Origin of the sequence: Streptomyces sp. NPDC004542 (assembly GCF_040610035.1) — a bacterium.
GTDB lineage: Bacteria > Actinomycetota > Actinomycetes > Streptomycetales > Streptomycetaceae > Streptomyces.
The window spans coordinates 48,597-71,485 of the sequence record NZ_JBEXLP010000001.1; the positions used below are offsets into that span (position 1 = coordinate 48,597).

The 22,889-nt window shown below is 72.2% G+C and carries 22 protein-coding genes; 14 read left to right on the forward strand and 8 right to left on the reverse strand.

Going from position 1 to position 22,889, the window contains the following annotated elements; translation table 11 throughout:
* Positions 1-26: 26 nt before the first annotated feature.
* Positions 27-767, forward strand: a complete 741-nt coding sequence (locus ABZX30_RS00255; protein WP_355926829.1) for a Mut7-C RNAse domain-containing protein — start codon at positions 27-29, stop codon at positions 765-767.
* A gap of 180 nt (positions 768-947) precedes the next feature.
* Here ABZX30_RS00255 and ABZX30_RS00260 read toward each other — a convergent pair whose 3' ends face one another.
* Positions 948-2,999, reverse strand: coding sequence for a thioredoxin domain-containing protein (locus tag ABZX30_RS00260; protein WP_355926830.1), 2,052 nt, complete (start codon positions 2,997-2,999; stop codon positions 948-950).
* Complete coding sequence (locus tag ABZX30_RS00265) at positions 2,980-3,582, reverse strand: helix-turn-helix domain-containing protein (RefSeq protein WP_355926832.1); 603 nt, start codon at positions 3,580-3,582, stop codon at positions 2,980-2,982. Before ABZX30_RS00265 ends, ABZX30_RS00260 begins: the two co-directional genes overlap by 20 nt.
* A 90-nt stretch (positions 3,583-3,672) precedes the next feature.
* Here ABZX30_RS00265 and ABZX30_RS00270 point away from each other — a divergent pair, with 90 nt between their 5' ends.
* Both ABZX30_RS00270 and ABZX30_RS00275 read left to right on the forward strand, forming a co-directional pair.
* Positions 3,673-4,071: a hypothetical protein gene (locus tag ABZX30_RS00270; RefSeq protein ID WP_355926834.1), complete on the forward strand. Its 399-nt coding sequence runs from the start codon at positions 3,673-3,675 to the stop codon at positions 4,069-4,071.
* A gap of 32 nt (positions 4,072-4,103) precedes the next feature.
* Positions 4,104-7,301: a tetratricopeptide repeat protein gene (locus ABZX30_RS00275; protein ID WP_355926836.1), complete on the forward strand. Its 3,198-nt coding sequence runs from the start codon at positions 4,104-4,106 to the stop codon at positions 7,299-7,301.
* A 7-nt stretch (positions 7,302-7,308) separates the two neighbouring features.
* Here ABZX30_RS00275 and ABZX30_RS00280 read toward each other — a convergent pair whose 3' ends face one another.
* On the reverse strand, positions 7,309-7,542 hold the full coding sequence (locus ABZX30_RS00280; protein WP_355926839.1) for a hypothetical protein: 234 nt from the start codon (positions 7,540-7,542) through the stop codon (positions 7,309-7,311).
* Between the two features lies 1 nt (position 7,543).
* Positions 7,544-8,425: a mycothiol conjugate amidase Mca gene (gene mca / locus ABZX30_RS00285; RefSeq protein WP_355926841.1), complete on the reverse strand. Its 882-nt coding sequence runs from the start codon at positions 8,423-8,425 to the stop codon at positions 7,544-7,546.
* 156 nt (positions 8,426-8,581) lie between these two features.
* Between mca and ABZX30_RS00290 the strand changes: the two genes are divergently transcribed.
* Together ABZX30_RS00290 and greA are read left to right on the forward strand one after the other, a co-directional pair.
* Positions 8,582-8,980 (forward strand): DUF4307 domain-containing protein, encoded by a 399-nt coding sequence (locus ABZX30_RS00290; protein ID WP_355926844.1) that lies wholly within the window; start codon positions 8,582-8,584, stop codon positions 8,978-8,980.
* A 169-nt stretch (positions 8,981-9,149) separates the two neighbouring features.
* Complete coding sequence (gene greA / locus ABZX30_RS00295) at positions 9,150-9,650, forward strand: transcription elongation factor GreA (protein WP_355926846.1); 501 nt, start codon at positions 9,150-9,152, stop codon at positions 9,648-9,650.
* Between the two features lie 79 nt (positions 9,651-9,729).
* On the opposite strand, the gene ABZX30_RS00300 is transcribed toward greA, so the two are convergent.
* The 3 genes from ABZX30_RS00300 to ilvA all read right to left on the reverse strand — a co-directional run bounded on the left by ABZX30_RS00300 (position 9,730) and on the right by ilvA (position 12,954).
* Positions 9,730-10,587, reverse strand: a complete 858-nt coding sequence (locus ABZX30_RS00300; protein WP_355926849.1) for an ABC transporter permease — start codon at positions 10,585-10,587, stop codon at positions 9,730-9,732.
* On the reverse strand, positions 10,584-11,612 hold the full coding sequence (locus tag ABZX30_RS00305) for an ATP-binding cassette domain-containing protein (protein WP_355926852.1): 1,029 nt from the start codon (positions 11,610-11,612) through the stop codon (positions 10,584-10,586). Before ABZX30_RS00305 ends, ABZX30_RS00300 begins: the two co-directional genes overlap by 4 nt.
* Before the next feature lie 112 nt (positions 11,613-11,724).
* On the reverse strand, positions 11,725-12,954 hold the full coding sequence (ilvA, locus tag ABZX30_RS00310) for a threonine ammonia-lyase (RefSeq protein ID WP_355926854.1): 1,230 nt from the start codon (positions 12,952-12,954) through the stop codon (positions 11,725-11,727).
* A 164-nt stretch (positions 12,955-13,118) separates the two neighbouring features.
* On the opposite strand from ilvA, the gene ABZX30_RS00315 reads away from it, so the two are divergent.
* The 3 genes from ABZX30_RS00315 to ABZX30_RS00325 all read left to right on the forward strand — a co-directional run bounded on the left by ABZX30_RS00315 (position 13,119) and on the right by ABZX30_RS00325 (position 14,631).
* On the forward strand, positions 13,119-13,625 hold the full coding sequence (locus tag ABZX30_RS00315; RefSeq protein ID WP_355927360.1) for a MarR family transcriptional regulator: 507 nt from the start codon (positions 13,119-13,121) through the stop codon (positions 13,623-13,625).
* 165 nt (positions 13,626-13,790) lie between these two features.
* Positions 13,791-14,294: a sigma factor-like helix-turn-helix DNA-binding protein gene (locus ABZX30_RS00320; RefSeq protein ID WP_355926856.1), complete on the forward strand. Its 504-nt coding sequence runs from the start codon at positions 13,791-13,793 to the stop codon at positions 14,292-14,294.
* Positions 14,295-14,391: 97 nt separating this feature from the next.
* Positions 14,392-14,631 (forward strand): hypothetical protein, encoded by a 240-nt coding sequence (locus ABZX30_RS00325; protein ID WP_355926859.1) that lies wholly within the window; start codon positions 14,392-14,394, stop codon positions 14,629-14,631.
* Here the strand turns inward: ABZX30_RS00325 and ABZX30_RS00330 are convergent.
* The gene (locus ABZX30_RS00330) at positions 14,612-15,766 is read right to left on the reverse strand and encodes a cystathionine gamma-synthase (protein ID WP_355926862.1); all 1,155 of its coding nucleotides are present in this window, start codon (positions 15,764-15,766) and stop codon (positions 14,612-14,614) included. The genes ABZX30_RS00325 and ABZX30_RS00330 overlap by 20 nt on opposite strands.
* Positions 15,767-15,896: 130 nt before the next feature.
* Between ABZX30_RS00330 and ABZX30_RS00335 the strand changes: the two genes are divergently transcribed.
* The 6 genes from ABZX30_RS00335 to ABZX30_RS00360 all read left to right on the forward strand — a co-directional run bounded on the left by ABZX30_RS00335 (position 15,897) and on the right by ABZX30_RS00360 (position 22,862).
* Positions 15,897-17,015, forward strand: coding sequence for a hypothetical protein (locus tag ABZX30_RS00335; RefSeq protein WP_355926864.1), 1,119 nt, complete (start codon positions 15,897-15,899; stop codon positions 17,013-17,015).
* Positions 17,016-17,156: 141 nt separating this feature from the next.
* On the forward strand, positions 17,157-17,822 hold the full coding sequence (msrA, locus tag ABZX30_RS00340; RefSeq protein ID WP_355926866.1) for a peptide-methionine (S)-S-oxide reductase MsrA: 666 nt from the start codon (positions 17,157-17,159) through the stop codon (positions 17,820-17,822).
* A gap of 418 nt (positions 17,823-18,240) precedes the next feature.
* A complete protein-coding gene (locus tag ABZX30_RS00345; protein WP_355926869.1) occupies positions 18,241-18,429 on the forward strand; it encodes a hypothetical protein in 189 nt (62 codons plus the stop codon).
* A complete protein-coding gene (locus tag ABZX30_RS00350; protein WP_355926870.1) occupies positions 18,426-19,124 on the forward strand; it encodes a cytochrome b N-terminal domain-containing protein in 699 nt (232 codons plus the stop codon). The genes ABZX30_RS00345 and ABZX30_RS00350 overlap by 4 nt, the downstream gene beginning before the upstream one ends.
* A gap of 26 nt (positions 19,125-19,150) precedes the next feature.
* Positions 19,151-20,098: a hypothetical protein gene (locus ABZX30_RS00355; protein ID WP_355926873.1), complete on the forward strand. Its 948-nt coding sequence runs from the start codon at positions 19,151-19,153 to the stop codon at positions 20,096-20,098.
* Positions 20,099-20,288: 190 nt separating this feature from the next.
* Positions 20,289-22,862 carry a SpoIIE family protein phosphatase gene (locus ABZX30_RS00360; protein ID WP_355927363.1) on the forward strand — a complete coding sequence of 858 codons (2,574 nt, stop codon included), beginning with the start codon at positions 20,289-20,291 and terminating at the stop codon, positions 22,860-22,862.
* Positions 22,863-22,889 lie beyond the last annotated feature (27 nt).

Consider the following 22,889-nt stretch of genomic DNA (forward strand, 5'->3'; position numbering starts at 1 on the left):
CCTCCCTGCCGTGCGATCCTGACCAGGTGAACGGTCCCGAGATCCACGTCGAAGTCGCCCCCGAGCTGCGGCTGTTCGTGCCGCACGCCCGGCGCCTGGGCGCCACCGCGCTCCCCACCGACGGCGTCTCGTCCCTCGGGCACGTCGTGGAGTCCCTCGGCGTCCCGCTCACCGAGGTCGGCGCGCTCGTGGTGAACGGGCGTGAGGTGCCCGCCTCGCACGTCCCCGCGGCCGGCGAGCGGGTGGACGTACGGGCGGTCGAGCGCCCCCAGCGGGTGCCCGGCGCGCCCCTGCGTTTCCTCCTCGACGTCCATCTCGGCACGCTGGCCCGCCGGCTGCGCCTGCTCGGCGTGGACACGGCGTACGAGTCGACGGACATCGGCGACCCGGCGCTGGCCGCCCGCTCGGCGGCCGAGCGGCGGGTCATGCTCAGCCGTGACCGGGGCCTGCTGCGCCGCCGCGAACTGTGGGCGGGCGCGTACGTCTACAGCACCCGCCCCGAGGAGCAGCTCCGCGACGTCCTCGACCGCTTCCAGCCCGCCCTGCGGCCCTGGACCCGCTGCACCACGTGCAACGGCGAGCTGCGGGACGCCACGAAGGCGGAGGTCGCCGACCGGCTCGAGCACGGCACCCGGCGGTCGTACGACGCCTTCGCCCAGTGCGCGCAGTGCGGTCGCGCCTACTGGAAGGGCGCGCACCACGACCAGCTGGAGGCCATCGTGGAGCGCGCCCTCGCCGAGTTCACGGACCGGGGCCAGCCGGGCTAACCGGTCGAATCCCTTCCGCGGGCCGCCGTGGTGTGAGCGCGGCCGGGCCCTGGAGGCGCACCGCGGGTGTCGACGACGACACCCGGACGCGCGGGTCGCGCCCGGGGCCGACAGCGCCGGAACGAGCCACGCCCGGGCTGCCCGGTTCCGCCACCGCGTACCACGTGTTCCGCGCGCTGTTCAGCCGTTCAGGGCGGCGCGCAGCCGCTCCGGGTCGGTGGTCGGCGCGTCGCACGTGAAGTTGCGGCAGACGTACCCGGCCGGTTCACCGGCCACCAGGGGGCGGTCGGCGAGCAGCGGGAACTCGTCACCGTCCGGGGTGCCGACGGCGACCACCGCACCCGGGGCGGTGCCGAGAAGCGCCGTGCGGTGCAGGGTCCTCGTGGCCGGATCGTCGAGGGAGGGACCGACGACGGCGACCTCGCGCGGCCCGTCGAGGAGGGCCTCCGCGGCGGCCAGACCCCACCCGATGAACCGCGGGACGCGCGGGCCGAGCGCCTTCACCACGCCCAACGCCTTCTCGGCGGCGGCCCGGTGGGCTTCGGAACCCGTGTGGGCGGCATGGGCCAGCAGGGCTCCCGCGGCGGCGGTCCAGCCGGAGGGGGTGGCGTTGTCGGTGGGGTCCTGCGGCCGGCGGATCAGCCGCTCGGCGTCGGCGGCGGTGTCGTACAGGGCGCCGCCGGCCGGGTCGGTGAAACGGGTGATCACCTGGTCGAGGAGCAGCCCGGCGAGTTCCAGCCACGCCCCCTCGCCGGTCACGGACGCCAGCGCCAGGAAGCCCTCGGCGACATCGGCGTAGTCCTCCAGCACACCGGCGTTGGCGCCGGCCCGGCCGTCGCGGCTGGTGCGGGTCAGGCGGCCGTGCTCGTCCAGGTGCAGCCGTACGAGGAGATCGGCGGCGTCGACCGCGGCCTCGACCAGGTCGGGACGGTCGAAGTAGGCGCCGGTCTCGGCGAGGGCCGCGATGGCGAGGCCGTTCCAGGCGGCGACCACCTTGTCGTCGCGGCCGGGGGCGGGGCGCCCGCTCCGCACGCGCAGGAGGCGCTCACGGACGGACGCGATCCTGTCCGCGTCGAACACGCCGTTCTGCTGGGGGAGTTGCAGCACGGACTTGCCGTCCTCGAAGGTGCCCTCCTCGGTCACGCCGAAGTACCGGGCGCCGAGTTCGGCGTCCTCGGGGCCGAGGGCGTCCGTCAGCTGCCGCGGCGTCCACACGTAGTAGGCGCCCTCGACGTGCCGCCCGGTGCCGTCGTCGCTGTCGGCGTCCAGCGCGGAGGCGAACCCGCCCTCCGCCGTGCGCAGTTCGCGGACCATGAAGTCGGCGGTCTCCAGGGCGACCCGCCGGGCGAGGTCGCTGCCTCCCTCGGCGGCTCCGCGGGCGGTGGCCCGCCACAGGTGCGCGTAGACCCGGCAGAGCAAGGCGTTGTCGTACAGCATCTTCTCGAAGTGCGGCACGGTCCAGTCGCGGTCGACGGAGTACCGCGCGAAGCCCCCGCCGAGCTGGTCGTAGATCCCGCCGCGCGCCATGCGCTCGCAGGTGTCCCGCGCCATCTCCAGGGCGCCCTCGGCGCCGGTGCGGGCGTGGTGGCGCAGCAGGAACTCGAGGACCATGGACGGCGGGAACTTGGGCGCGCCGCCGAAGCCGCCGCGCTGCGGGTCGTACTCGCGGGTGAGACCGAGGAGGGCCTGGGCGAGGTCCTCCTCGCCGGGGACCTGCTCCGTCCGGTAGCCGATCTCCCGCTGCGAGAGGTCCCGCACGATCTTCCCGGCGACCTCGGTCACCTCGTCGTTGCGTTCGCTCCAGGCGTGCCGGACGCCTTCCAGCACCTGCCGGAAGGAGGGCATCCCGTGCCGGGGGGCGGGCGGGAAGTAGGTGCCGAAGTAGAACGGCTCGGCGTCCGGGGTGAGGAAGACCGTCATGGGCCAGCCGCCCTGGCCGGTGGCCGCCTGGACGGCCTCCATGTAGACGGCGTCGACGTCGGGGCGCTCCTCGCGGTCGACCTTGACGCTGACGAAGTGGTCGTTCAGGTAGGCCGCGGTGGCCTGGTCCTCGAAGGACTCGTGCGCCATGACGTGGCACCAGTGGCAGCTGCTGTAACCGACGCTGAGCAGCACCGGTCTGTCGAGCTTGCGGGCCTCCTCGAACGCCGCATCCGACCAGGGCCACCAGTCAACGGGGTTGTCGGCGTGCTGGAGCAGGTACGGGGAGGTCTCATGGGCCAGTCGGTTCACGGTTCCACTCTCCCACGGGTTCCGGCGCGGCGTAGAAGCGCAGGTTCACGTGGCGCGCCCCTTCGGGGGCGTCCTCGCGGGTGTGGCCGTAGCGGTCCAGCAGTCCCTGATAGGCGCGCACGAACGCGTGCAGGTCCTCCTTGGTCATCCAGGCGCCGGTGCGCTGCACCTGGGCCCAGCCCTGCGGCCCCCGGTACTCCTCGTGGGCGCGGCGGAAGAGCCGGGTGTCGACCTCGATCTTCAGCAGGGCGAGGTGTTCGGCGGCCGCGTACTCCTCCGGGGACATCGTGGCCGGGTCGGGCGTGGTGTGGCTGAAGGGCAGGGCCCGCCACCAGCGTTCGCGGCCGCCGGACTTCTCCGGGATCTCCTCGATGAGCCGCTGCTCGGCGAGTTTGCGCAGGTGGTAGCTGGTGGTGCCGGAGCTTTCGCCGAGTTCGCGGGCGAGCACGGTGGAGTTCGCCTCGGTGTGCCGGCCGAGGTAGTCGAGGATCCGGCGGCGCAGCGGGTTGCCGAGGGACTTGTACAGAGCGGTGCGTTCGAGGCCGGTGAGTTCGGGCCCGGTGGTGGGGTCGGGGACGGACATGGGAACACGGTAGCCCTGGGCCATCGCTCTCCCGGGCGATGTCCGCAGAATTTTCTTTGCAGAATTTTCTCTGTGGTCTAGGGTGGAGACATGCGAACGAAACGGATCCTGCTCCTGCTTGGCGCGGCCGCGGCCTTGCTGGTGCCGTGGATGGTGGTGCTCGGCCTCACCCTCCCCGCGAGCACGGAGGTCCGGCACTGGTCGCTCGCCTGGATAGGCCTCGACGTCTTCATGGCCACGGGCTGCGCCGCCACCGCGTTCCTGGGCCTGCGCGGTGACGCCCGGGCCCGTCTCACCGCCTCCGCCACCGCCGCCGTCGCCGTTCTCGACGCCTGGTTCGACCTCACCACCGCGCCCTCGGGCGCCGCTCTGTTCCAGGCGGCCGCCTGTGCGGTGGCGGAGGCCGCGCTGGCCACCGCCTGCCTGCTTCTGGCGCTCCGTGATCGTCGGCCCTCTCGCGCTCCCGCCTCTCCCGAAGGACACTCGTAGGCAAAGGAGTTGCCGCCGGAGGGGGACGGGACATGCGGGACGGCCATCGGGCGGAGGCCGAGCGGCTGGTGGTGCGGGCCGTGGAGGAGGAGGTGCGGCGCTCGGGCGGACGGGTCGACGGGCAGGTGCTGCTGTCACGGGCGCGTGGCGCACTGGACTCGATGGCCAGAACGGCCGCCGAGGAGTACGAGGCGTACACGCGCGCCCTCGACGAGGCGGAGGCGGGACGGCTCACCTTCGGCCAGCGGTACGCGCGCGAGGGCGCCGGAACCCCCCTGCTGGTGGCGGGGGTCGCGGCGGTCGCGGCCATCATGGCCGACCTGTCCCTCGGCACCGGCACGGGGACCGCGTTCGGTGCGGGTGTCGCCGTCGGGGTCGTGGGCGCGGCGGCCACCGTCATGAAGGTCGCCGGCTCCCACCTGCCCGCGGCCCACCACCGGGCCGGTGCGGCCGGCCAGCCGGGCGGGCCGGAACAGCTGCGCCTGCAGTGGCTGACCGCGCTGGAAGTACGGGGCGTCCGTCCGTTCTTCGACCAGCAGCGGGTGCTCAGCGCTTCCACGGGACCGAGGAAGAACGGGCCCCCGCTGCGCGGTACGGACAAGAGCGCGGCGGCCCGCAGGCGCACGGTGCTCGAACATTCCTTCGCCCAGCTTCCGGCCCCCGCCGGGCCGTTCGCGGGGCGGCGGGGGGAGATGGCCCGGATCCGGCAGTGGGTGCGGGCGGCCCGGGCGACGACCGAGACCCGGCCGACGGTGGTCGTCCTGCACGGGGCGCCCGGCTCGGGCCGGACGACCCTCGCTGTCCGCGCCACGCACGACCTGAAGGACCACTTCCGCGGCGCGGTCGTCGTCGACCTGCGCGGCGACAGCCAGGAGCCGCCGCTGTCCACCCGGGACGCGCTGCTGCACCTGCTCAACCGGCTCGGCGCGCCCCGCGAACAGCTGCTGTTCCGCGAGCGGTCCTCCCCCGACCAGCAGGTCAAGCGGCTGAGCGAGCTCTACCACCGGCATCTGACAGGTCTGCCGGTGACGATCGTGCTGGACGACGCCTCGGACGCCGAGCAGGTCCGCGCCCTCGTTCCCGACCGCTCCGACAGCCTGGTCCTGGTCACCGCGCGCGAACCCCTCGACCTGCCGGCGGACCTGCCGGCCTGGGTGCACCAGCTCCCGGTCGAGCCCCTGGAGGCGGCGGGCGCGGAGGAGCTGCTGGCCGCGGCCGCGCAGGACACCTCGGACCCCTATGACGCCGAGGCCGGCGAGCGGATCCAGGAGCTGTGCGGGGGCCTGCCGCTGGCACTGCGCATCGCGGGTTCCAGCCTGGGCCCCCGGTCGGCCCGCCGACTGGCCACGGACCTGGCGGCATACGGCCCGGTCGAGCCGGTCGAGCGTGTGCTGTGGCTGCGCTACACCGACCAGCCGGAGCCGGCCCGGCGGCTGCTCAGGCGGCTGGCGCTGGCCGGCCGGGCCTCCCTCGGCGCCGCCGCCGCGGCCGCGCTGCTCGCCACCGACGAGGCCGAAGCCACCCGTCATCTCGTCACCCTCGCCCGGGCCGGCCTGATCGACCACGTCCGCGGCCACCGCTACCGGCTGCACGACCTGGTGCGCGCCTTCGCCCACGCCCGTCTGCTGGACGAGGAGGACCCGGCCGAGCGGACGGCCGCGCAGGAACGCCTGATCGTGAACTACGCGGAACTCGCCGACTCCGTGCTCCGCCTGGTCGACGGCAACATGTCGACCCGCTCGGACCGCTTCGGCCCGCACGGCTTCACCTCGCTCGACGAGGCGCTGCGCTGGCTGGACGACGAGTCGAGCTTCATCACCGCCGCGCTGCGCCACGCGGAGGGCGTGAACCAGTCGGCGGTGCTCAACCTGCTCGGCGCCCTGTGCGACTACTGCCTGCTGCGCGGCGACCTCTACCGGCTCGGCGAGATCAGCGAGCTCGCCCACTCCGTCGACCAGGGCCTGCTGGTGCGTTCCGTGCAGTGGCGCACCGGCATCGCCGCCCGCCAGCTCGGTGAGCTGGACAAGGCGCGCGCCACCCTGACGTCCGTGGTCGACCTCTATCTGGAGGCCCACCACGACGCGGGCGCCGCCCGCGCCCTGTGCTCGCTCGGCATCACGCTCCACCACCAGGGCAACCTCACGGAGGCGGCGGCCAAGCTCCAGGAGGCCCTGGCCCTCCAGGCGGCGCCCGAGCTGGCCACGGACCGGGCCTGGACGATGCACGCGCTGGCCGCCGTGCAGCGCGACCGCGCCCGGCTGCCGGAAGCCCTGGACCTGCTGACCCGCTCCCTCGTCCTGCACCGCGAGGGCGGCTCGGTGCACGGCGAGGCCTGGGCCCACTTCCAGCTCGGCCAGCTCGCCCTGCGCCTCGGCGACGTACCGCGGGCGGAGACGGAGCTGCGCGCCGCCCTCGACCGCTACGGCCGCACCCGCGACGCCCGCGGCGAGGCCTGGGCCCTGACGCAGCTGGCCCGGGCCCGTCTGGTCGACGGCGACGCGTCCGCGGCGGTGGAGGGCCTGCGCCAGGCCGCCGTCCGGCACCGGGACAACGAGGACGCGCGCGGCGAGGCCTGGACGGGCTTCCACCTGGGCCTGGCGCTGGAGGAGACCGGCGGCCTGGACCAGGCGGTCCGTGAGCTGGAGCGCTCCCGCACGATGTTCTCGCGGATGCGGGACGTCTACGGCCTGGCCTGCGCCCGCCACCACTCGGCCCGCGTCACCCGCGACCAGCGCGCCGCCCAGACGGGCTCGCTGCGCAACTCCGGCTTCGCCCGCCAGCTCCTGGTCGACGCGCGCGCCGACTTCCAGCGCATCGGCGTCGGCCACGGCGAGGCCTGGACCTGCCTGGAGCTGGCGGTCGTCGACGCGGGAAACGCCCGAGTCCAGCAGGCCCTCAGCCTGTGCGAAGAGGCCCTCGAGCTCTTCACCGGGTACGGCGACCGCCGGGGCGAGGACTGGGCCCGCTTCCTGCGCTGCACCCTGCTGCCGTACGCGTCCCCCGGCGGGGTGGAGGTCGGCACGGCGGTCGCCCAAGAGGAACTGGCCCAGCTCGCCCGGGCCGGCCACCCGGCCCGGGACGAGAAGCTGGACGACTACGTCGGCGCCTGCCAACTGCTCCTGGAACGGGGTGTCGACCTGGAAGCGGGCTGGCAGGCGTGGCGGCTGGGGATGGTGCCGGACCGGCATGCCCGGGAGGTGATGGGCGTCCCGGTGCCGGCCGGGCGGTGAACCCCGGTCAGCCCTGCCGGGGCTTGTCGTCGGCCGGGGCGGCCCCGGCCTCCGCCTTCGTGTCCGGGGCCTCCTTGAAGTCGACCTTCTGCATGTGCTTGTTCATGGACTTCATCAGGCCCCAGACGGCCACGGCCATCACCGCGAAGACGATGAAGCCGAGGACGCCGGGGGTGACCTTGTTCTCGTCGACCTCCTTGGCGAGGGGGACGAGGTGCGTCAGTGCCAGGCTCGCGCTCATGTCAGGCATTGTCGCGGATGCCCGCAAAGAGGTCGTCCTCGGGGAGGGAGGTGTCGACGAGGGACTTCGCCAGCTCGTACTCCTCCGTCGGCCAGACCTCCTTCTGGACCTCCATCGGGACGCGGAACCAGCCGCCGTCCGGGTCGATCTGGGTGGCGTGCGCGATGAGCGCCTTGTCACGGATCTCGAAGAAGTCGGCGCAGGGGATGTGCGTGGTGAGCACGCGCTCCTTGCGCTCCATCTCGTTCCACCGCTTGAGCCACTCGCCGTAGGGGGACTCCAGTCCCCGGTCGAGCATCGCCTTGTGCAGGGCCTCGGTACGCGGGCGGTTGAAGCCCTGGTTGTAGTACAGCTTCAGCGGCTGGTACGCCGGGCCGTACTCGCCCTCCGGGTACTTCTCGGTGTCCGCCGCGCCCTCGAACGCCACCATCGAGATCTTGTGGGTCATGATGTGGTCGGGGTGCGGGTAGCCGCCGTTCTCGTCGTAGGTGGTGATCACCTGGGGGCGGAACGAGCGGATCTGCTTGACCAGCTCACCGGCCGCCCTGTCGACGTCCTCGAGGGCGAAGCAGCCCTCGGGCAGCGGGGGCAGCGGGTCGCCCTCGGGCAGGCCGGAGTCGACGAAGCCGAGCCACTCCTGCTTGATCCCGAGGATCTCGCGCGCTTCGTCCATCTCCCTCTTGCGGACCTCGTGGATGTGCTCCTCGATGTACTTGTCGCCCTGGAGCTTCGGGTTGAGGATGGAGCCTCGCTCCCCGCCGGTGCATGTCGCCACCAGCACGTCCACCCCCTCCGACACGTACTTCGCCATGGTGGCCGCGCCCTTGCTCGACTCGTCGTCGGGGTGCGCGTGGACGGCCATCAGTCGCAGTTGGTCAGTCAAGACTCAATCCTCGTAACTCGGCGCCCGTGTCTGCGGGTGCGATCCAACAGGTGCCGTCCCGCGGGGACATCCTTGCGGGGCGGCGGTCGGGTGGCGGGCGGGCGGCTTCTATAGTGACCGAAACGGCGGGCGAATAATTCCACGGAGAGGACGATCATGAGCACGGCGAGCACGCGGCTCCCCGAGGGCCGCTACGGCCGCTCCTCGGACGAGCGCGCCGACCGCAGGCTCAGGGTCGCCGCGGTGGTCTTCGGTACGGCTCTGCTGGCGCTGATCGGCTACTTCGCCTACCACTACGTCGCCCAGAACGAGATCAGCGCCCAGGTGATCACCTTCCAGGCCTCGGACGACGCGGTCAAGGCGCATCTGGAGGTCCACAAGGACTCCGGCGTCTCCGGTTACTGCACCCTGCGTTCCCAGGCCGCCGACGGCGGCGAGGTAGGCCGGGCGGACTTCCGCTTCTCCGGATCCGCCACACGGATCGACCGGGTGGTCACGCTCCGTACGACGGCCAAGGGCACCACAGCCGAGTTGCTCGGCTGCCACGCCGACTGACGCCATCGGGAATACGTCGGCTCTGAGCTGCGCTGACAGGAATCTGGAGGCTTATGTCCTCCCCCTTCGGCGCTTGAATTGTTAGGCTCGTGGTTTCGCCCATCCATGGAGGAACATTCTTCTGGGTAGGGCGATGCTTTGTATTCCCAGTACCGACGAGGAGCACCCTGTGACCCAGACCAGCGAGAACGTCACCTGGCTGACCCAGGAGGCGTACAACAAGCTCAAGGATGAGCTTGAGTACCTTACTGGTCCTGCGCGCACGGAGATCGCAGCCAAGATCGCGGCCGCGCGCGAGGAGGGCGACCTGCGCGAGAACGGCGGGTACCACGCGGCCAAGGAGGAGCAGGGCAAGCAGGAGCTCCGTGTGCGCCAGCTGACCCAGCTCCTGGAGAACGCCAAGGTGGGCGAGGCTCCGGCCTCGGCCGACGGCGCGGTCGCGCCCGGCATGGTCGTGACGATCGCCTTCGACGGTGACGAGGACGACACCCTGACGTTCCTGCTCGCCTCGCGCGAGTACGCGAGCGCCGACATCGAGACCTACTCCCCGCAGTCTCCGCTGGGCTCCGGCGTCATCGGCCACAAGGTCGGCGAGGACGCGGAGTACGAGCTGCCCAACGGCAAGAAGGCCTCGGTGCGGATCCTGAAGGCCGAGCCGTACTCGGACTGAGACGTCCTGGCGCGGCCGGGCCTGTCCGGCCGACGATTCCTGAGCTGCCCCCGGCGTCCCCGCGACGCCGGGGGCAGTGTCATGCCGTCGCGGAGCGGTACTTGCGCACCGCGAGGGTCCGGAATATGACGATGATCAGGATCGAGTAGATCAGCGAGGCCCACACCGGGTGCTGCATGGGCCAGGCCTCCGAGGTGGACTGACCGGGGTTGGCGAACAGGACGCGGGCCGCCTGGACCGTGGCGCTGAACGGGTTCCACTCCGCGATGTGACGCAGCCACGGAGTCATGTTGCCGGTGTCGACGAACGCGTTGGAGATGAAGGTCACCGGGAAGAGCCAGATCAGCCCACCGGAGGTGGCCGCCTCGGGGGTCCGCACGGACAGGCCGATCAGGGCACCGATCCAGGTGAACGCGTACCCGAGCAGGAGCAGCAGGCCGAAGGCGGCCAGGACCTTGGCCGCGTTGGTGCTCCCGTCCGACCCGACGCGCCAGCCGACCAGCAGGGCGACCACGGCGAGGACGAGCAGGGTCAGCGCCGTCTGCACCAGGTCGGCGAGGGTGCGCCCGGTGAGTACCGCGCCGCGTGCCATGGGCAGGGAGCGGAAGCGGTCGATGAGGCCCTTGTGCATGTCGTCGGCGATGCCGGCCCCGGAGCTGGCGGTGGCGAAGGTGACGGTCTGCGCGAAGATGCCGGCCATGAGGAAGTTCTTGTAGGCGGTCGCGCTCGTGCTGCCGCCGATCTGCATGGAGCCGCCGAAGACGTAGGTGAACAGCACCACGAACATGATCGGCTGGATGAGCCCGAAAATGACCATTTCGGGGATCCTGGACATGCGGATCAGATTCCGCTGGGCGACGATCAGCGAGTCCCGGACGGACTGGCCGACGGGGTTGCGGGGTGCCGCGACCGGCGCGGTGTCGGTGACGGCGCTCATTTCACGGTCTCCTTGTCGGTCTTGGTGCCGGTCTTGGTGCCAGTCCCGGTGCCGGGCTTCGCAGCGCCGGTGTCCTCGTCCTTCGCCTCGGCCACATGTCCCGTCAGGGACAGGAAGACGTCGTCGAGCGTGGGGCGGCGCAGTCCGATGTCGTCGATCTCGATGCCGCGGGTGTCCAGCTCCCGGATGACCTCGGCGAGCAGCTTGGCGCCACCGGTGACGGGCGTGGTGATCTTGCGAGTGTGTTCTTCGACCGTGGTGTCGCCCTTGCCGAAGCCGCGCAGCACCTCCGTCGCGGTCGCTATGTGCTCGCGCTCGTGCACCACGACCTCGACGCGCTCGCCGCCGGTGCGGGCCTTGAGCTGGTCGGAGGTGCCCTGGGCGATGACGCGGCCGTGGTCGACGACCGCGATGTCGTGGGCGAGGTGGTCGGCCTCTTCCAGGTACTGGGTGGTGAGCAGCAGGGTCGTCCCTCCGGAGACCAGCTGCTTGATGACCTCCCAGAGCTGCTGCCGGTTGCGCGGGTCGAGGCCGGTCGTCGGCTCGTCCATGAACATCACGGGCGGTGAGACCACGAGGGCCGCCGCGAGGTCGAGCCGGCGGCGCATGCCCCCGGAGTAGGTCTTGGTGGGCCGGTCGGCGGCGTCCGTGAGGTGGAACTGCTCCAGCAGTTCCTCGGCCCGGGTCTTCGCCGCCTTGGCCTTCATCTGGTACAGCCGGCCGACCATCTGCAGGTTCTCCCGGCCGGTCAGGTATTCGTCGACGGCCGCGAACTGGCCGGAGAGGCCGATGGAGCGGCGTACGGCGTCGGGGTGTCTGAGCACGTCGATGCCCGCGACGACCGCCCGGCCGCGATCGGGGCGCAGCAGCGTCGTCAGACAGCGGACGGTCGTCGTCTTGCCCGCGCCGTTCGGCCCGAGCAGGCCGAGGACCGTGCCCTCGGGTACGTCGAGGTCGACGCCGTCCAATGCCCTTACGTCGCCGAAAGTCTTCACCAGACCTTCGGCGTAGATGGCGCCTGGCATGTGAGTCTCCACGTCGTCGGGGATGCTTCGGAGAAATCCGCCACACACACTAACGCGATGTATCGCGTCTCTCAATGGATTTACTCGAACGAGTGACCCCGAGGCCGCTGCCTCAGGCGATGACCGTGTAACCCGCCTCGCGCAACGCCTGGCCGACCTCGACGCAGTGCGCCGGTCCCTTCGTCTCGAGGTGCAGCTCCACCTCCGCCTCCGTGAGCCCGAGCCGGGGGTCGGTCCGTACATGGCTCACGTCGAGGACGTTAGCGTCCACCACTGACAACACCCCGAGGAGCGTGGCGAGGGCGCCGGGACGGTCGGTGAGCCGCAGCCGAACGGCCAGGTAGCGGCCCTGCGCTGCCATGCCGTGCCGCAGGACGCGCTGGAGCAGCACCGGATCGACGTTGCCGCCGGAGAGCACCGCGACGACCGGCCCGGGAAAGGCGCCGGGGCCGCCGAGCAGCGCGGCGACCGGGCTGGCGCCGGCCGGCTCGACGACCAGCTTGGCCCGCTCCAGGCACAGCAGCAGCGCCGCGGACAGCTCGTCCTCACCGACCGTGCGGACCTCGTCGACGAGCTCGTCGATGATGCCGAACGGCACGTCGCCGGGCCGCCCGACCCTGATGCCGTCGGCCATCGTCGCCGGGTTCTCGATCGCCACGGGGCGCCCGGCTTCGAGCGAGGGCGGGTAGGCCGCCGAGCCCTCCGCCTGCACGCCCACGATCCGCACCTGCGGCCGGAGCGCCTTGACCGCCACCGCGATGCCGGCCGCGAGCCCGCCGCCGCCGATGCCGACGACGATCGTGCCCACCTCCGGGCACTGCTCCAGGATCTCCAGGCCGACCGTGCCCTGGCCCGCGATGACGTCCGGGTGGTCGAAGGGGTGGATAAACACCGCGCCGGTCTCGGCCGCGTACTCCTGGGCGGCGGCCAGGGTCTCGTCGACCACCTGACCGTGCAGGCGCACCTCGGCGCCGTAGTCACGGGTGGCGCTGATCTTGGGCAGCGGTGCGCCCTTCGGCATGAACACGGTGGCGTGCACCCCGAGCAGGGCGGAGGCCAGCGCCACGCCCTGCGCGTGGTTGCCGGCGCTCGCGGCGACCACCCCGGCGGCCCGCTCCTCGGGCAGCAGTCCGGCGATCCGCACGTACGCCCCGCGCAGCTTGAACGAACCCGTCCGCTGGAGGTTCTCGCACTTCAGGAGCACCGGCGCGGCGACGAGCTGGGACAGGTGCCGGCTGCCCTCCATCGCGGTCACCCGGGCCACTCCCGACAGCATCTTCTGCGCGCCGCGCACGTCGTCGAGGGTCACGGGCCGGAAGGAGTCAGCCGTGCGGTAGCTCATGACTCCAGTCTCGCAGTTCACAGTCGTGGGCGACCGGTGTGACCAAGCTCCGAGATCCGGTTTGCGCAGCGCCGGTACGGCCCGCCTCCCGGCCGCGTACCCTGTCCCCCAACCCAGCACCCCCTTCATGAAGTGAGCCCCCGGCCATGCCCACAACACCTGAAATGTCGATGGACATGACGACCGTCGGTGACAGCGGTCTCCTCGACACGCTGCAGCACGAGGTCGCGGTGTTCGCCCGCCGTGCCGAACAGACCCGGCTCGGCGGCGTCGGGCAGGTGCGCAACTCCATGGACCGCGCCGCATACCTGCTGCTCAACCGCCTCGACAAGGAAGGCCCGATGGGGGTCAAGGCGCTCGCCGCGAGCATGGGGATCGACTCCTCGACGGTCACCCGGCAGGTTGCTCCACTCGTGGACACCGGGCTCGTCAAGCGCACGTCGCACCCCGAGGACGGACGCGCGGTGGTGCTGCAACTGTCCCCGCGCGGCCTGTCCCGCCTGGAGGAAGTGCGCTCGTCCAGGCGCCAGTTGATGGCCGAGCTGACGCACGACTGGGCACCGGAGGAGCGCGAGACGTTCTGCACGCTCCTGACGCGCTTCAACAGCGCCCTCTCCGCGCGCATGACGGTCCAGGGCATGCCGGCGCCGGAGACGCCGCCGGCCTCCTGAGCTCCCCCGCGCCGCCCCCGGAGGGAGCGGGTCCGCACACGCGCGTGCCGCACGGCTCTTGACCGCGGGGCCGCCACAGGCCTCATATGAGACCGGGCCCTCGTCGCGCACGGCTTTCGTGTGCCGTGGGCCGGCGGGCCCCCAGACGGCCCGTGGGGAGGCGCGGTGCGAGAACGGCAGGCGTCCGGACACGCCCGCCGTGCCCGGGAGTTCGAGGCGTTCGTCGCGGGTGCGGGCGGGCGGCTGCTGCATGCCGCGACCCTGCTCACCGGGGAGGCTCCGCAGGACACCCCCCGCGCGCGGCGCCTGCTGACGCTGGCGCTCGCGCACACGTACGCGTGCTGGGACCGGCTGCGCGGTGAGGACCCCTACGACCGCGCCCGCCAGTACCTGGCCACACGGTTCGCCCGCGGTGCCTGGCACGAGTACGGCGGCTTCGCCCGGCCCCGCCCCGACCCGCGCAGCGCCCTGGCCGTCCTCACGCCCCAGGAGCGCCTGATCGTCGTGCTGCGGCTGTACGAAGGGGTGACCGACGACCAGGTGGCGGCGCTGCTCGGGCTGTCCCTGGAACGGGTCCACACCATCTGCGACCGCGCTACGGCCACCGTGCTGCACCCGCCCCGCAAGCGGTCGCCCGCGGTGCCGGAGGCGAAGGTGGCTCCGTCGTGACGGTCGGTGGCTCTGTCATGACTACCGGTGGCTCCGTAGCGACGGACGGTGGCTCCGTCATGCCCCTCATGCGCCGGCGCGGTGACGGGGGGCACGGGTGAACCGGTCCCAGCGGGAGGCCACCGTACGGCGGATGATGGAGGAGACGCCGCCGCCGGTGCCGCCGGAGCTGTACGCGGACGCGGTGCGGCGCGGCGTCCGGCTGCTGCGCCGCAGGGCCGCGGCCCGCCGCCTGCTGTGGCTGCTGCTGTGCGCCGCGTGCGACGACTCCACCACTGACCGGCTGGTGACCGGAACCGGGACTAGCCGAACCGGGACTAGCCGAGGGCCTGCTTGAGGTCCTCGAGGAGGTCCTCGACGTTCTCGATGCCCACGGAGAGGCGGACCAGGTCGGCGGGGACCTCCAGGGCCGAGCCGGCCGCGGAGGCGTGGGTCATGCGCCCCGGGTGCTCGATCAGGGACTCGACACCGCCCAGCGACTCGCCGAGCGTGAAGACCTTCGCCCGGTTGCACACCTCGACGGCCGCCTCCTCGCCGCCCTCGACCCGGAAGGAGACCATGCCCCCGAAGGCCCGCATCTGCTTGGCGGCGACCTCGTGACCGGGGTGCTCGGGCAGACCCGGGTACAGGACGCTCGTCACGCGCGCGTGCCGGGTGAGCATGTCGGCGATCCTCGTGGCGTTCTCGCTGTGCCGGTCCATGCGCACCGACAGCGTCTTGGTGCCGCGCAGCACCAGCCAGGAGTCGAAGGGCCCGGCGACCGCGCCCATCGCGTTCTGGTGGTAGGCCAGCTCCTCGCCCAGCCCCTCGTCCGCCGTGATCAGCGCGCCGCCGACCACGTCCGAGTGGCCGCCCATGTACTTGGTGAGGGAGTGCACCACGACGTCCGCGCCGAGCGGGAGCGGCTGCTGGAGGTACGGCGTGGCGAAGGTGTTGTCCACGACGAGCTTCGCGCCGGCGTCGTGGGCGACCTGGGCGACGGCGGCGATGTCGGTGATGCCGAGCAGCGGGTTGGAGGGGGTCTCCACCCAGACGGCCTTGGTCTTCGGCGTGATGGCGGCCCGTACGGCAGCCGGATCGCTGGTGTCGGCGACGGACCACTCGACTCCCCACCGGGTGACGACCTTCGCGAACAGGCGGAACGTACCGCCGTAGGCGTCGTTGGGAATGACGACGTGGTCGCCGGGGCTGAGCAGCGTACGCAACAGGGTGTCCTCGGCCGCCAGCCCGGACGCGAACGCCAGGCCCCGGCGACCGCCCTCCAGGGCGGCGAGGTTCTCCTCCAGGGCCGTCCTGGTCGGGTTGGCGCTGCGGCTGTACTCGTAGCCGCCGCGCAGACCGCCGACGCCGTCCTGCTTGTAGGTCGAGACCTGGTAGATCGGCGGGACGACCGCGCCGGTCAGGGGGTCGGCGGTGTTGCCCGCGTGGATCGCGAGGGTCTCGAAGTGCTGACTGATGTGCCTGTCGCTCATGGGGACCGAGCGTAATGCGCCCGCGGGGCCGATGACGGACGCCGGGGCCCGGGCGGCGCCGCGGAGGGGTTTTCCACAGGTCCGGGCAACCGGTTGGCCAATTGTCGCCGGCGTCTGGTTCGCTTGACGCATGGCGATTCTCTGGGTCCTGATGGCGCTGCTCATGCTGAGCTTCGTGCTGCTCCCGACGCTGCGGCGCAGGCGCGGGATGATCGAGCAGGTGCCTCCGGACCACCCGGACGCCGCCGACCCGGCGGACTACGGTTTCGTGCGCCAGGAGGAGCTGGACGTCCGGATGCCCGGCCCCGACCAGGACCTGCTGGACGTCCTGGACCTGGTGCAGCGCACGCAGGACTACCGTGCGGCGGCGCAGCTGCTGGCCGGCACCGAGACCGAGGGCGAGTCGCGCTGGCAGCGCGTGCAGGCCTTCGCGGGCGCGGCGGCGCTGGAGTTGCGGCAGCGGCCCGGCGGGGTGCACGAGACGCCCGGCGGGCAGTGGCTGCGGGTGTGGCGCGCCGAGCAGCCCAAGGACGCGGGTGCCGCCGCCGTGCACGCGGAGTTCCTGGTGCAGCAGGCGTGGCGCACGTCTGAACCCGGCACGGACGAGTTCCGGATCATCATGGAGGAGGCCCGGGAAGCCTGCGCCCAGGCGGCCCTGCTGGCCCCCGGCGACCCGGTGCCGCACATCGTGGAGCTGTCGGTGGCGCGCGGACTGGCCTACTCCCAGCCGGAGTTCGAGAAGCTGTGGCTGAAGATCCTGGATCGCGCCCCCGTCCACATGGGCGCGCATCTGGCGGCCCTGCACTACTGGTGCGCGAAGTGGCACGGCTCCCGGGAGCTGGCGTACTCCTTCGCGGAGGCCGCCGCGGCCCGCGCCCCGCAGGGCTCCCTGCTGGCCGCGATGCCGCTGTTCGCGGTGTTCGAGCACCTCCCCGAGGTGAACCTGGTCAGCAGTTTCTACCAGAGCGAGGTCGTGACCAAGGCGATCCACGGCGCGCTCCACGCGGTGCACGCGGCGCGTCCCGACGACCCCATGCAGGCGCACGTCCGCCACCTGCTGGTCTTCTTCCTGGTGCGGGCCGAGCGCTGGGCGGAGGCCATGGACCAGCTGATACACGTCGACGGCCACGTCGGCGCCCTCCCCTGGATCCTGTCCGCCGACCCGGCCGCCGAGTTCGCCCTGCACCGCGCCCTGGCGGTGGCGGGGTACGAGGCGAACGGCGGCAGCCCGGCGACCCTGCCGAGCTGACCGGGACCCTGTCGGCGTTCTCCTCTCCCCGTGGACGCGCGGGCCTGCGCACGGCCGGAAATGCCAGGGGCGGCCCGCATGTTGTAGGCGGTGCCACCGCAGAATCGGTGGCTCCAGTCCCCAGACCGACAGGGAGACCCCATGCTCTTCGGCCGTACGCCCCGGCTGCCCACCCCCGAGCAGGCACTCAAGGGCCGACCCGCACCTGTGTTCGAGGTCCCCGACCGCCACACCGTCCTGGGCAACCCCCTCCAGGACCCCTACCCCGAGGGTCTCGAGGTCGCCGACTTCGGCCTGGGCTGCTTCTGGGGCGCCGAGCGCACGTTCTGGCGGCTCCCGGCCGGGGTGTGGACCACCCTGGTCGGCTACCAGGGCGGCTACACCGAGAACCCCACGTACGAGGAGGTCTGCTCGGGCCTGACCGGCCACACGGAGGCCGTCCGCGTGGTCTACGACCCGAGGCTGATCTCCTACGACCGCCTCCTGAAGACCTTCTGGGAGTCCCACAACCCCACCCAGGGCTTCCGCCAGGGCAACGACGTGGGCACCCAGTACCGCTCCGCCATCCACACCCACACCCCCGAACAGGCCGCCGCCGCCGAGGCCTCCCGCGCCGCCTACCAGAAGGTCCTGACCGCCTCCGGCCACGGCACGATCACCACGGAGATCCTCCCGGCCGAGGGCCGCCCTTTCTACGCGGCCGAGGCGTACCACCAGCAGTACCTGGACAAGAACCCGGCGGGGTACTGCGGGCTCGGCGGGACGGGGGTGGCCTGCCCGATCGGTGTCGTGGTGGCGGAGGGCTGACGGCTCCGGCGGGGGGGGGCTTGGCCCACCGCGTCGCGCCGGCCTGGCCGGCGAGCTCGTCGAGCTTGCCAGTACAGGCATCGATGTCAGCGACCTGGAAACGGCCCCCGGCCAGGTGGTCTGCGCCGCAGGGACGCTGCCGGCGGCTGGTTCTGCTTCTTGATGGCACCGCGTGACCCACTGATCATCATCGTCCGGATCGTGCCCCCGTTCGACGCGCGGTAGCGGTTCCCGCGTGTCGCGGCCCACGGCGTACAGGGGAGGACGGGCCTCCCGTCGCGGACTGCCTGCCGAGTCCCGCGGACGCATGTTCCGATTGGGCCTTCCGGCCCATCGTCCGCGGGAGCCCGGATGCCGAGGGCTCCGGGAGGCGCTTCGCTTGTCGTCAACGGTCGGGCGAGGGACGGGAAGGCGGGGCGTGACGATGCCGGGATCACTGCTGTCGCGCGGGCGTGCGTTTGCCGCGCCCGTCGATCTGAACGGAACCGGGCACTACGTGCACTGGGGCTTCATCCAGGTGTCCGTCGCGAACCTCGTGGTCATCGGCTTGATGGTGATCGTGTTCGTCGCCGCCCTCCTGCTGCCCTTCCCCGGAGGCCGCAGATGAGCGATCCGGACGGGGGCCCGGCGGTCACCGGGCCCTACACGACCGAGTCCCCCACCGGGGGCTGGACCGGAGCGGTCCGCCGACGGGCGGTCGCGGCCCTGCCCCCGGCCAAACTCCTGCCGGACGCGCAGCCGGCGTACATGGCCTCGTGGATCTACGTCTTCGGCGTACTCACCCTGGCCTCGCTGATCGTGGTCCTCACCAGCGGCGGGTTGCTCGCGCTGGAGGGGCCCGCCTGGTGGCACGTCTCGACGGCGGGCAGGTACGTGAACAGCCTGCACCTGTGGAGCGTCGAGTTGCTGATGTTCTTCATGGCCATCCACCTGTGGGGCAAGTTCTTCATGGCGGCCTGGCGCGGCCGCCGGGTGCTGACGTGGGTCAGCGGCGTGGTCTGTTTCCTCACCGCGATGGGCACCGCCTTCACCGGCTACCTGGTCCAGCAGAACTTCGATTCGCAGTGGATCGGGGCGCAGGCCAAGGACGGGCTCAACTCGGTCGGTATCGGCGCGTTCTTCAATGTGCTGGACTTCGGGCAGATGCTGATGTGGCACATCGTGCTGCTGCCGTTCGTCCTCGGTCTGCTGACCGCCGGGCACATCCTGCTGGTCCGGTGGCGCGGAATCGTGCCGCCCATCGGAGCGACCGATCCCGCGGACAGCGGCACGGCGTCGCCCGCGCCGGGGAACAAGCTGTGACGGGCCGGCGATCCCGGAAGTCCGCGGTGCCGGACCCCGCCGACTTCCCCACCCGGCCGTACGACCTGATCAAGGAGTTCACGATGGCCCTGGTGGCTGTCGCGCTCCTCACCGCCGTGCTGGCCGCCGTCTTCTCCTCGCCCGACGTCAAGCCGGTGACCCTGGCTTCCTGGTCCCGGGCGGCCGGCGGGGATTTCACGGCGACCACCGTCGCCGAACTCGCTGGCACCAGTGGAACGGCCGAGTACGGGCCCCCGTACAACCACACGCCCGGCGCGGCGCAGAAGCTGGGCCCGATCGGGCTGCAGAACGCCGCCGGGGTCCGTATCCCGGTGGACACCGCCGACGACTTCGTACTCCGCCCCCTGGCCAACGCCCCGGAACCACCCGGCGTCCGCGCTGCCCTGGCCGCCTGGGCCGCTGCTCCGGTCTCCCGGCGCCAGGATTGGACCAAGGCCTACTCCGAGGCCCTGTCCAAGTCTCCCGGCGGCGACCCCGCCAAGGTCGCCAAGGGCGACTACGGTCCGGTTCCCGTCCTCACCGCGCGCCTGCTCGACCTGGCCAGAGCGGGCGCCCTGGACGGAGAGCTACGGCAAGGCGGCACGTTCTACCAGACCGACTACACCCGCTCCCTGCTCTTCCTCTCCGACGGCTCCTACCTGGAGACCCTGGCCCGCGCCGAACACCTGGGCGGCGACCAGTGGGGGATGATGAACGAGATCGGGAACTACCCGGGCCAGGCGTGGCTGTGGCTGTACACGTTCTGGTATCAGATCGAACCCTTCAAGTCGTCCGGCAACGCGGACGCCCTGATCTGGGGCCTGATGGTGCTGCTCAGCCTGGGGCTGGTGCTGGTCCCCTTCATCCCGGGCGTACGGTCCGTCCCACGCTGGACGCGAGTGCACCGGTTGATCTGGCGCTCGTACTACCGCGATCAGGAGGCTGCCGTGCGGGCACGGGAGGAGGGAGGCTGAGAGGCTGCCGCGGCCCAGGCTCGCCGGAGGGAGGCCGGGGTGAGGGACCCAGCCGACCTGCGAGCGCGCGCGGGGAACGGTAGAAGTGGGGGGAGGGGTCGGCGCGGCGTGGGCGGCCGGGGGCGGTCCGCGGGCTCGGCCGCCGCTCCCAGGGCTCCGGTCTCCGCGGGCCAGATGGGCGATGATCGACATGCACGGTGCCACCACGGGTGACGGCTCCGGCGCGTTCCCGGACCGAGCGGCCGCGGCCACGGCGGTCGTCGACGCGCGAGGGATCGTGACCGGCTGGAGTGCGGGCGCCGAACGACTGCTCGGTTATCCCTACCAGGATGTCGTCGGGCGCCCCGCGGCCCGTCTGCTCGGTTCGGAACCCGGGGCCGCCGGGGGCTGGCCCGCCGTCCTCGGCCGCCGCGGCGGCACCGCCTCGCTCCGCCACCGGGACGGCCGACGGGTGGAGGTGCGGCTGCGCACGTATCCGTCGCTCGACGGTGAAGGCAACACCCAGCGGCTCGTCGTGGCAACCGCACCGGAGCAGCCGGAGCAGGCGGAGCAGGCGGAGCAGGCGGAGCAGGCGGAGCAGGCGGAGCCCGCCGTGGCGACGGCGGAGCAGCCGGAGCAGGCGGAGCCCGCCGTGGCGACGGCGGAGCAGCCGGAGCAGGCGGAGCCCGCCGTGGCGACGGCGGAGCAGCCGGAGCAGGCGGAGCCCGCCGTGGCGACGGCGGAGGACGCGTTCACGCAGTGTCCCCTGCCCCTGATGGTGTTCGACTCCGAGCTGCGTGCGGTCCGGGCGAGTGCCGGCGCCGTGCGTGAACTCGCTCTCGACGAGGAGCAGTTGTGCGGCCGGCGGGTCACCGAGATCATGCCGCCCCACCTCTGCCGGTCGGTCGAGGACGGCATGCGCCAGGTGTTCGAGACGGCGGAGCCCTCGCAGTTCCACGTGCGGGGCAGGGCCCGGCCCACGGCGGACGACAGGGTCTGGTCCATCACCGTGTCCCCGCTCAGGCCCCCTGGGGGCCGTGTACGGCACGTCCAGCTCGCCGCGCTCGACATCACCGAACAGCACCTGGCCCGCGAGCGGCTCGCCCTGCTGAACGACGTCAGCGCGCAGGTGGGCAGCACCCTGGACGTGATGCGGACGGCCCAGGAGATGGCCGATGTCGCCGTGGGCCGGCTTGCCGACTTCGTCACCGTCGACCTGCTGGACTCGCTGGTCCGGGGTGTGGAACCGAGGCCTTCCGCGACCGGTGCCGTCGTCCTGCGTCGCGCCGCGCAGCAGTCCGTGCTCCCCGGTGTGCCCGAGGCGGTGATCCGGGCGGGTGACGTAGACTGCTACCCGGAATTCTCTCCGCCGGTACGTTGTCTGGCCACGGGCCGGGCCTCGCTCCACCGCACCCTCGACCAGGCGATCAGGTCCTGGCAGGAGAACGACCCGGAACGGTCACAGGTGGTGGGGACCTTCGAGGTCCACTCGATCATGGTCGTTCCGCTGCGCGCCCGCGGTATCACGCTCGGCGTGGCCATCTTCGTCCGCCACCGGCGTCAGGAGCCCTTTCAGGAAGACGACCTGCTGCTGGCGGAGGAAATCGCCGCGCGCGCCGCCGTGGCCGTGGACAACGCCCGCCGCTACACCCTCGAACGCACCACCGCCCTGGCTCTGCAGCGCAGCCTGCTGCCCCGCCGGTTCGCCGCTCAGGAGGCGGTCGAGGCCGCCTACCGTTACCTTCCGGCACGGACCCGGGCGGGTCTGGGGGGCGACTGGTTCGACGTGATCCCGCTGTCGGGCGCCCGGGTCGCCCTCGTGGTCGGGGACGTGGTGGGCCACGGCCTGCGTGCCTCCGCCACCATGGGCCGGCTGCGGACCGCGGTGCGCACCCTGGCCGACGTCGATCTGCCCACCGACGAGCTCTTCGTCCACCTCGACGATCTCGTCACCCATCTGGCGATGGAGGAGGACCCCACCGAGGGATCCGGTGCCGAGAGCGACCTCGACACCTCCACCGATCTCATCGCCACCTGCCTGTACGTCGTCTACGACCCGGTCGAACGGCGCTGCACGGCCGCCACCGCGGGCCACCCGCCCCCGGCCGTCGTCACGCCCGACGGAACGGCGTACTTCCTCGACGTGCCCCCCGGGCCCCCGCTGGGTGTGGGAGGGCTCCCCTTCGAGACGGTGGAGTGGGAACTGCCCGAGGGCAGCCTCATCACGCTGTTCACCGACGGGCTCGTCGAGGGAACCGACCACGACCTCGGCGCGGGCCTCGCACTGCTGCGCCGGCGTCTGGAACTGCCCGCCCGGTCGCCGGAGGCCGTGTGCGACGACCTGATCCGAACCCTGCTCCCCGCGCAGCCGCAGGACGACGTCGCGCTCCTCGTCGCCCGCACCCGCGCCCTGGACGCCGGTCAGGTGGCCACCTGGGACCTGTCGGCCGACCCCGCCGAGGTGTCCGACGCCCGTGCGGCGGTCCAGGCACGGCTGGCGGAGTGGCGGCTGTCCGAGGTGTCCTTCACCGCGGAACTGGTGATCAGCGAGCTCGTCACCAACGCGATCCGCTACGGGCAGCCCCCCATCCGGATGCGTCTGATCCGCGATGCCGCGCTCGTCTGCGAGGTCTCCGACAGCAACAGCACCGCTCCGCACCTGCGGCGCGCCCGCACCTTCGACGAAGGCGGACGCGGGCTGCTGCTCGTCGCCCAGTTCGCCGATCGCTGGGGTACACGCCACCATCCGCAGGGGAAGACGATCTGGGCGGAGATCACGTACTGACACCCGCGGGAGGTGGCGCAGTGCCGG

Coding starts and splice junctions, on each gene's coding strand:
- ABZX30_RS00280 (WP_355926839.1), bottom strand. CDS start 7,542: ATGAGCGCGAGCCTGGCACTGACGCACCTCGTCCCCCTCGCCAAGGAG.
- ilvA (WP_355926854.1), bottom strand. CDS start 12,954: ATGAGCTACCGCACGGCTGACTCCTTCCGGCCCGTGACCCTCGACGAC.
- ABZX30_RS00270 (WP_355926834.1), top strand. CDS start 3,673: ATGCGAACGAAACGGATCCTGCTCCTGCTTGGCGCGGCCGCGGCCTTG.
- ABZX30_RS00300 (WP_355926849.1), bottom strand. CDS start 10,587: ATGAGCGCCGTCACCGACACCGCGCCGGTCGCGGCACCCCGCAACCCC.
- msrA (WP_355926866.1), top strand. CDS start 17,157: ATGCTCTTCGGCCGTACGCCCCGGCTGCCCACCCCCGAGCAGGCACTC.
- ABZX30_RS00265 (WP_355926832.1), bottom strand. CDS start 3,582: ATGTCCGTCCCCGACCCCACCACCGGGCCCGAACTCACCGGCCTCGAA.
- ABZX30_RS00315 (WP_355927360.1), top strand. CDS start 13,119: ATGTCGATGGACATGACGACCGTCGGTGACAGCGGTCTCCTCGACACG.
- ABZX30_RS00305 (WP_355926852.1), bottom strand. CDS start 11,612: ATGCCAGGCGCCATCTACGCCGAAGGTCTGGTGAAGACTTTCGGCGAC.
- ABZX30_RS00275 (WP_355926836.1), top strand. CDS start 4,104: ATGCGGGACGGCCATCGGGCGGAGGCCGAGCGGCTGGTGGTGCGGGCC.
- ABZX30_RS00290 (WP_355926844.1), top strand. CDS start 8,582: ATGAGCACGGCGAGCACGCGGCTCCCCGAGGGCCGCTACGGCCGCTCC.
- ABZX30_RS00350 (WP_355926870.1), top strand. CDS start 18,426: ATGAGCGATCCGGACGGGGGCCCGGCGGTCACCGGGCCCTACACGACC.
- ABZX30_RS00360 (WP_355927363.1), top strand. CDS start 20,289: ATGCACGGTGCCACCACGGGTGACGGCTCCGGCGCGTTCCCGGACCGA.
- ABZX30_RS00335 (WP_355926864.1), top strand. CDS start 15,897: ATGGCGATTCTCTGGGTCCTGATGGCGCTGCTCATGCTGAGCTTCGTG.
- ABZX30_RS00330 (WP_355926862.1), bottom strand. CDS start 15,766: ATGAGCGACAGGCACATCAGTCAGCACTTCGAGACCCTCGCGATCCAC.